Origin of the sequence: Streptomyces sp. NPDC001985, assembly GCF_040296845.1 — a bacterium.
Taxonomy (GTDB): domain Bacteria; phylum Actinomycetota; class Actinomycetes; order Streptomycetales; family Streptomycetaceae; genus Streptomyces.
The window spans coordinates 1-5,850 of the sequence record NZ_JBEOYB010000154.1; the positions used below are offsets into that span (position 1 = coordinate 1).

7 protein-coding genes are annotated in these 5,850 nt (G+C 70.9%); 1 reads left to right on the plus strand and 6 read right to left on the minus strand.

Annotation, left to right across the window (positions count from 1 at the left end; translation table 11 throughout):
* A partial coding sequence (locus ABT122_RS33035) for an AfsR/SARP family transcriptional regulator (protein WP_351559798.1) occupies positions 1-584 on the minus strand: 584 nt, incomplete at its 3' end.
* A gap of 331 nt (positions 585-915) precedes the next feature.
* On the opposite strand from ABT122_RS33035, the gene ABT122_RS33040 reads away from it, so the two are divergent.
* A complete protein-coding gene (locus ABT122_RS33040; protein WP_351559800.1) occupies positions 916-1,116 on the plus strand; it encodes a hypothetical protein in 201 nt (66 codons plus the stop codon).
* A gap of 81 nt (positions 1,117-1,197) precedes the next feature.
* On the opposite strand, the gene aroH is transcribed toward ABT122_RS33040, so the two are convergent.
* The 5 genes from aroH to ABT122_RS33065 all read right to left on the minus strand — a co-directional run bounded on the left by aroH (position 1,198) and on the right by ABT122_RS33065 (position 5,585).
* A complete protein-coding gene (gene aroH / locus ABT122_RS33045; RefSeq protein ID WP_351559802.1) occupies positions 1,198-1,743 on the minus strand; it encodes a chorismate mutase in 546 nt (181 codons plus the stop codon).
* 101 nt (positions 1,744-1,844) lie between these two features.
* On the minus strand, positions 1,845-3,047 hold the full coding sequence (locus ABT122_RS33050; RefSeq protein WP_351559804.1) for an ABC transporter permease: 1,203 nt from the start codon (positions 3,045-3,047) through the stop codon (positions 1,845-1,847).
* Positions 3,044-3,808: an ABC transporter ATP-binding protein gene (locus ABT122_RS33055; protein WP_351559806.1), complete on the minus strand. Its 765-nt coding sequence runs from the start codon at positions 3,806-3,808 to the stop codon at positions 3,044-3,046. The genes ABT122_RS33050 and ABT122_RS33055 overlap by 4 nt, the downstream gene beginning before the upstream one ends.
* Positions 3,805-4,968: an efflux RND transporter periplasmic adaptor subunit gene (locus tag ABT122_RS33060; RefSeq protein ID WP_351559808.1), complete on the minus strand. Its 1,164-nt coding sequence runs from the start codon at positions 4,966-4,968 to the stop codon at positions 3,805-3,807. The genes ABT122_RS33055 and ABT122_RS33060 overlap by 4 nt, the downstream gene beginning before the upstream one ends.
* A 2-nt stretch (positions 4,969-4,970) precedes the next feature.
* Positions 4,971-5,585, minus strand: a complete 615-nt coding sequence (locus ABT122_RS33065) for a hypothetical protein (protein ID WP_351559810.1) — start codon at positions 5,583-5,585, stop codon at positions 4,971-4,973.
* Positions 5,586-5,850 lie beyond the last annotated feature (265 nt).

The following is a 5,850-nucleotide window of genomic DNA, read 5'->3' on the forward strand; positions in this document are numbered from 1 at the left end:
CCGGTCTCCAGGTCCAGGTCGAGCCGGCTCTCCAGCAGCTGGAGCCGCCACTCCTCCAGCCGCGCCCGCTGGTTCTCGGCGTACGGGCCCGGCACACCGGTCAGCGCCTCGCCGTCCCAGAGTCCGAGCACCCGGCCGAGGAGCGGCCTCGCCCGGTCGCGGTCCCCGGCGGCGCGGGCCCTGTCCGCCTCCGCCGCCAGCTCCTGGGCGGCGAAGAGGTCCACGCTCTCCCTCAAAACCCGCAGGGCGTAGCCGCCCGACTCGCTGATCAGAGTGCCGGGGCCGAGGACCTTGCGGAGCCTGGAGGCGTAGGTGCGTGTCACCGCGAGGGCCTGGGAGGGGGGTTCGTCGCCCCAGATCGCGTCGATCAGCTCGGCGGCCGTCGCGGTGCGGCCGTCGCGGAGCAGCAGCGCGGCGAGCAGCGCGCGCTGCTGGGGGGAACCGGACGGCAGAACCTCCCCCTGGCGCCAGGCGCGCACCGGACCGAGCACCGTGAACCGGAGTCCCTCCGGGCGATGCCGGCCGTCGACCGGCACGGGCCCGGGTTCGAGCGCCGTGGACCGGAGGCCCTCCCCGCCGTCCATCACCACCTCCTGGGCTGCCGCGCACAGTTCCAGCGAGGCGTATATCGATCGTATATCCCCCGAGTGGAGGATAGGCCAGGTGTTATGTGCGGACGTGCCCAGTCCGGTGACACATCGTGCGGACGAGGGTCTCCGGGATGGCTTCCCGGAGGGCCTCGTTCTGCCATTCTTCGGCAACTCTGGTGCTCCGTACCCGCTTTGGGCTACCGTCATTCCGACGTCGCGCCGCCAGGAGCGCTCTGAGGCCCCCCAGCCAGGGGCCGTTGACGGTCTCTTGATCTGCGTGTCGCCACATCGGACTGGGCACTGACGCACAGAGAAGAGCACCGCTATGCAACTGACGAGTTCATCCATGGGACTGGCGGCCGGAGTGGTGGTGATTCTGGCCTACTTCACGCTCGTCGCGCATCTGACGAACACCCTGCGGCAGAATCACCGGCTCCCGGTGGTGATCGGCGCCCTCGCCGGTCTCCTCGGTGTCCTCCCGGCGATCCTGTACGCGCTGAACTTCGCGCTCGGCGCCACCGCCTGAGCCGGGACCGGCACCGCGGGGCCCCGGTGGGTGTGTCCGCGCACCGGGGCCCCGATGGCGGCCGGGCTCCCCGGAGCCGTATCAGCCCATGAGGTCCTGCCGGGGCTCCGCCGTGCCGCGCAGATAGACCGGGCGGATACCGGTGCGGGCGCGCTCGATGTCGGCGTACACCATCAGGCGGACCACGCGCGGCAGCGCCCCGGGGAGATCGATCTCGGCGGCGCACAGCAGCGGCACATCGTGGAACCCCGCCCTGCGGGCGGCGAGGGCGGGGACCTCGGCGGTCAGGTCGGGTGTCGCGGTGAACAGCACGGAGACCACGTCGCCGGTGGTGAGTCCATTGCGGCGCATCAGCTCCGCGAGGAGTTCGGTGGTCGCCTCCAGGATGGACTCCCGGTCGTTCCGCGCCACCTGGGTGGCGCCTCTGATCGCCCGCGTGACCGTCTCTCCCCCGTCCGCGGTGCGCGGTGCCACGGGGCGCGGATGGTGGTCGCGGAGCCGCCCGGGCGGACCGGCCGGCCGGTCGCGGGGGCCGCCGGAGGTGCCGCTCAGCACCAGGGCGGTGACCATGGCGGTGATGACCAGCAGCCCGGCGGTCAGTGCCAGCAGCGGTATGTGCAGGGACACGTCGTCCTCCGTGTTCCTCCGTCATCTTCGGCGGCGGCTCCCCCGCCATGCCGTCGCCCGGTACACGGCCCGGGTGGTCCGTGTACCGGGCGCGGGTGGTGTCAGCCGATGCGGAGCGCCTCGGTGGGCTGGAGCCGCGCGGCGCGGAGCGCGGGGAGGAGTCCCGCCAGGGCGCCGATCGCGACGGCCGCGGCCAGACCACCGCCCCAGGCGAGCACCGGGACCACGGTCTCCCACTCCTTGATCTGGGCGTAGACCGCGGTCGCGAGACTGCCCAGGGCGACTCCCGCGACACCGCCCAGCGCGGCGAGCAGTACCGCCTCGGAGAGGAACTGGACCAGGATGTTGCCCTTGGTCGCGCCGAGTGCCCGCCGCAGTCCGATCTCGGAGCGGCGTTCGAGCACCGAGATCACCATGGTGTTGGCGACACCGATACCGCCGACGAGCAGGGCCACCGCCCCCAGTCCCAGGAAGAGTCCGTTGAGCGCGGACTGGGTCGCCGCGCGCGCTTCGAGCGCGGCGGAGGGCTGGCTGACCTTGACCTCCTCGGCCTTCTGCGGGTTGGCCGTGGCGGCGAGGACCTGCTGCACCTCGGTCACATGGTCGGTGTCGGCCCGTACGTAGACCGTGGAGGCGTGGCCGTCGAAGTCGAGATACTTCTCGGCGGCCGGCCAGCCCACCAGTACGGAGGAGTTGACCTCGGGTGTCAGACGGACCGAGTTCAGGATGCCGACGACGTAGAACCACTGCCCCCCGACCCAGATACGGGTCCCCGAGTGGATCTGGGAGATGCCCAGCCTCTTCGCGGCGGTCGCGCCGAGCACGGCGACCGGCTGCTGGGCGGTTGCGGCGTTGAGGAATCTGCCCTGGGTGACGGAGGCACGCACCACGCCGGGCAGGCCGAGGCTGGTGGCGTTCACGGAGATGGCGTTGGTGTTGGCCTTGGGGATATGGGGGTTGCGGTAGGCGGACGCGTCGGTGTTCCCGGTGCTCTGGACGTTCTCGACCGGGCCGATCCGGTCGATCATCGCCGTTGCCTCCAGGGGCAGTTTGGCGTCCTCCCCGCTGAGGGTCTGCCCGGGGGAGACTCTCAGCAGGTTGGTGCCCAGCTTGTCGATCTCGGCGAGGAGCCCCGCCTGCGAGGAGGCCGAGAGACCCAGCACCGCCACCATCGCCGCGACGCCGATGGCGATGCCGAGCGCCGACAGCGCGGCCCTCATCCGCCGGGTGCGCAGCCCGACACTGGCGGTCCTGGCCACATCGGCCGGGTGCATCCGGCCGGTGGGTGGAGCCGTGAGGGTCATGTCGGACGCCTTTCGGTGGACACCGGCTCACCGTCCGCGGTGACATCGGTGACGATGTGGCCGTCGAGGACTTCGATGCGCCGGGGGAGCCGGCTCGCGAGGTCCCGGTCGTGGGTGATCACGACGATGGTGGTGCCCTCCGCGTTCAGCTCTCTGAGCAGGTTGAAGATCGCGGCACCGTTGACGCTGTCGAGGTTGCCGGTGGGTTCGTCGGCGAGCACGATCGCGGGGTTTCCGACGAGGGCGCGGGCGATGGCGACCCGCTGCCGCTCACCGCCGGACAGTTCCGCCGGGCGGTGCTCGATCCGGTGGCCGAGCCCGACCCGCTTCAGGGCGACGGTCGCCGCCGCCATCCGGGCCGCGTGACGGGTGCCCGAGTACAGCATTCCGTCGGCGACGTTCTCCAGCGCGGTGGCGTGCTGCGCGAGGAAGAACTGCTGGAAGACGAAGCCGATCCGGGAGGCCCGCAGTCGCGCCAGGGCCCGGTCCGACATCTTGGCCACATCGTCGCCGACGATGCGGACCGTGCCCGAGGTGGGGCGGTCGAGGCTGCCCATGACCTGGAGCAGTGTCGATTTCCCGGAGCCCGACGGGCCGACGATCGCGACGAGTTCACCGCGATCGATGGTGAAGGTGGCCTGGTCGAGCGCCACCACCGGCGACGCACCGGGATAGATCTTGGTGACCCGGTCGAGCTGCATCACCGCGTCACCGGTGCGGCGGCGGCCCGCCGTTCTCTCTTCGGTGGTCGTCTCGGTCATGAGCCCGGCACCACGACATCCTGACCGGCCCGCAGCCGGTCGCCGCTCACCTCGACCCGGCCCGCGCTGTCGTCGAAGAGCCTGGTCTCCACGGGGATCAGCTCGCGGGTTCCGTCGGCCTTCACCACCTCGACGGCGTATCCGCCGCCCGCCAGGGCCAGCAGGGCGTCGACGGGCACCGACAGAACGTCCTTCACCGTGTCGGAGACAATGGCGACCTGTACGGGTGCCTTGTCGAGCCGGCCGGTCGCCTTCGGTTTGGTCGGTTTGATGGTCACGTCGATGGTGGTCTTGTTCTCGCCCTGTTTGGCCACCTTGCCCACCGACGAGACCACTCCGGGTGTCCGGGTGTCGTCGGGCATGGTGATGGTGACCTTGTCGCCGACCTTCACATCGGACTGCTGGCTGGCGTTGAGTTCGACGGTGACCTGCCGCCCGGTCGACGAGCCCTGGATGATCGGCTTGCCGGGTGCGGCGGAGCCGCCGATCACCCCGTCGACACTGGTGACCCTGATCTCGTCGACCGGCAGGAACAGGGCCTCCCCGAGGCTGAGTTTGCCCGTCTCCTTCAGCCCCACGTCGTCCTGGAGCTTCTTGAGGGCCCAGCGGGTCTGCCGGCTGAAGTAGTCGGAGTCGGGGTCGATCTGCTCGTCGGTGGCGTAGCCCAGTTCGACGAGGGCGGCGTTCAGCTGCCTGACGTCGGCGCCCTCGTCGCCCCGGGCCAGCTCGCGGTAGACCGGTGTCCTCCCGCCCTTCAGCAGGATCACCGGCTTGCCGTCCACCCAGTAGAGCGCCTTGCCCTGGCGGATGACCTGACCCACGGAGGGCAGCCGGGTGATGGTGCCGCTGACCTTGTTGACCACGTTGTACGAGCCGGCGTAGCCGAGGGTGCCGTTCTGCTGGGTCCGTGACGACAGGGTGCCCTTGGTGACCTTGACGGTGTCGGTCGCGGTGTCCTGCTTGCTGGCGGAGGTCTCGCTGCCCCGGGCCTCGAAGGGGTTGGTGGTGAGCACCGATCCCACACCGCCGGCCGCGACCAGGGCCACGACGATCGCCGCGGTCCGTCCTCTGCGCCGCTGCCGGGCGCGGGGACGCTGTTCGGGCTCTTCGGGCGGCGGGGTGCTCTCCGCGCCCTCGGTGGTGATTTCTGTGGTGGTCACGGTCAGTTCCCGCCCTCGGCGCCGGGAACGGGAGCGCCCTGCGGCTTGTACTGCTTGCAGGCCTCGTCGGCCTTCTTGAACTGCTCCGACTTGGGGTCGACCCCGGTGTCCTGTCCGAGGATCACACCACCGTCCGTGGAGGGGTCGGGGAAATCGGAGAGACCGTTCTTGCGCATGCACTGGGCGAACTTCACCTGGTCGTCGCTGCTCCACTCGTTGCCGCCGGGGACCTCGACATCACCGCGGGTGGGCCGGAAGTCCTTGCAGGCCTCCTCGGACTTCTTGAAGGCCTCGGACTGGGGGTCGACGCCCCTCGGAAGGGTGATCCCGCCGCCGGAGCGCGGGTCCGGGAAGTCCTCGACGCCGTTCTTGCGCATGCACTTGGCGTACTCGACCGGGTCGCCCTTGGCGCCGCCCTCCTCGGCGGTGCCGCCGCCGGACGACTGCTTCGCGGACGGTACGGACGCGACACCCTGGTCGTCCTTGTCGCTGTCACTGCCGCAGGCCCCGGCGAAGAGGGTGACCGTCGTCAGCAGGGCGGCCACCGCGGCGACCCGGCGCGTCCGGCGGGTGCCCGTCCGGTTCCGGCCGGCCTCAGGGCTGGAAGTAACTGACATGTGATTCTCCATTGTTCGTTGGCCCGCGTCCGCCCGTTGCCTTGGTCTCTGGACTTCCGCCTCGGTGTCCTTTCTACGGAGGGCGCGGTTTCAGCACGGTTTCGCTCGGCGGAGTGCCGTGGGGCGGCGAAGGGCCCCGGTCCGCCGAGGGGGTGGCGGACCGGGGCCGGGGACTGGGCAGGGGCTGGGTCGTCTCTTTCGGATCGTGCCGGGCTCGCGAGCCCCGGCACCGCGCCTCGCCGCGTTGTCGTCAGTCGCCGACGCT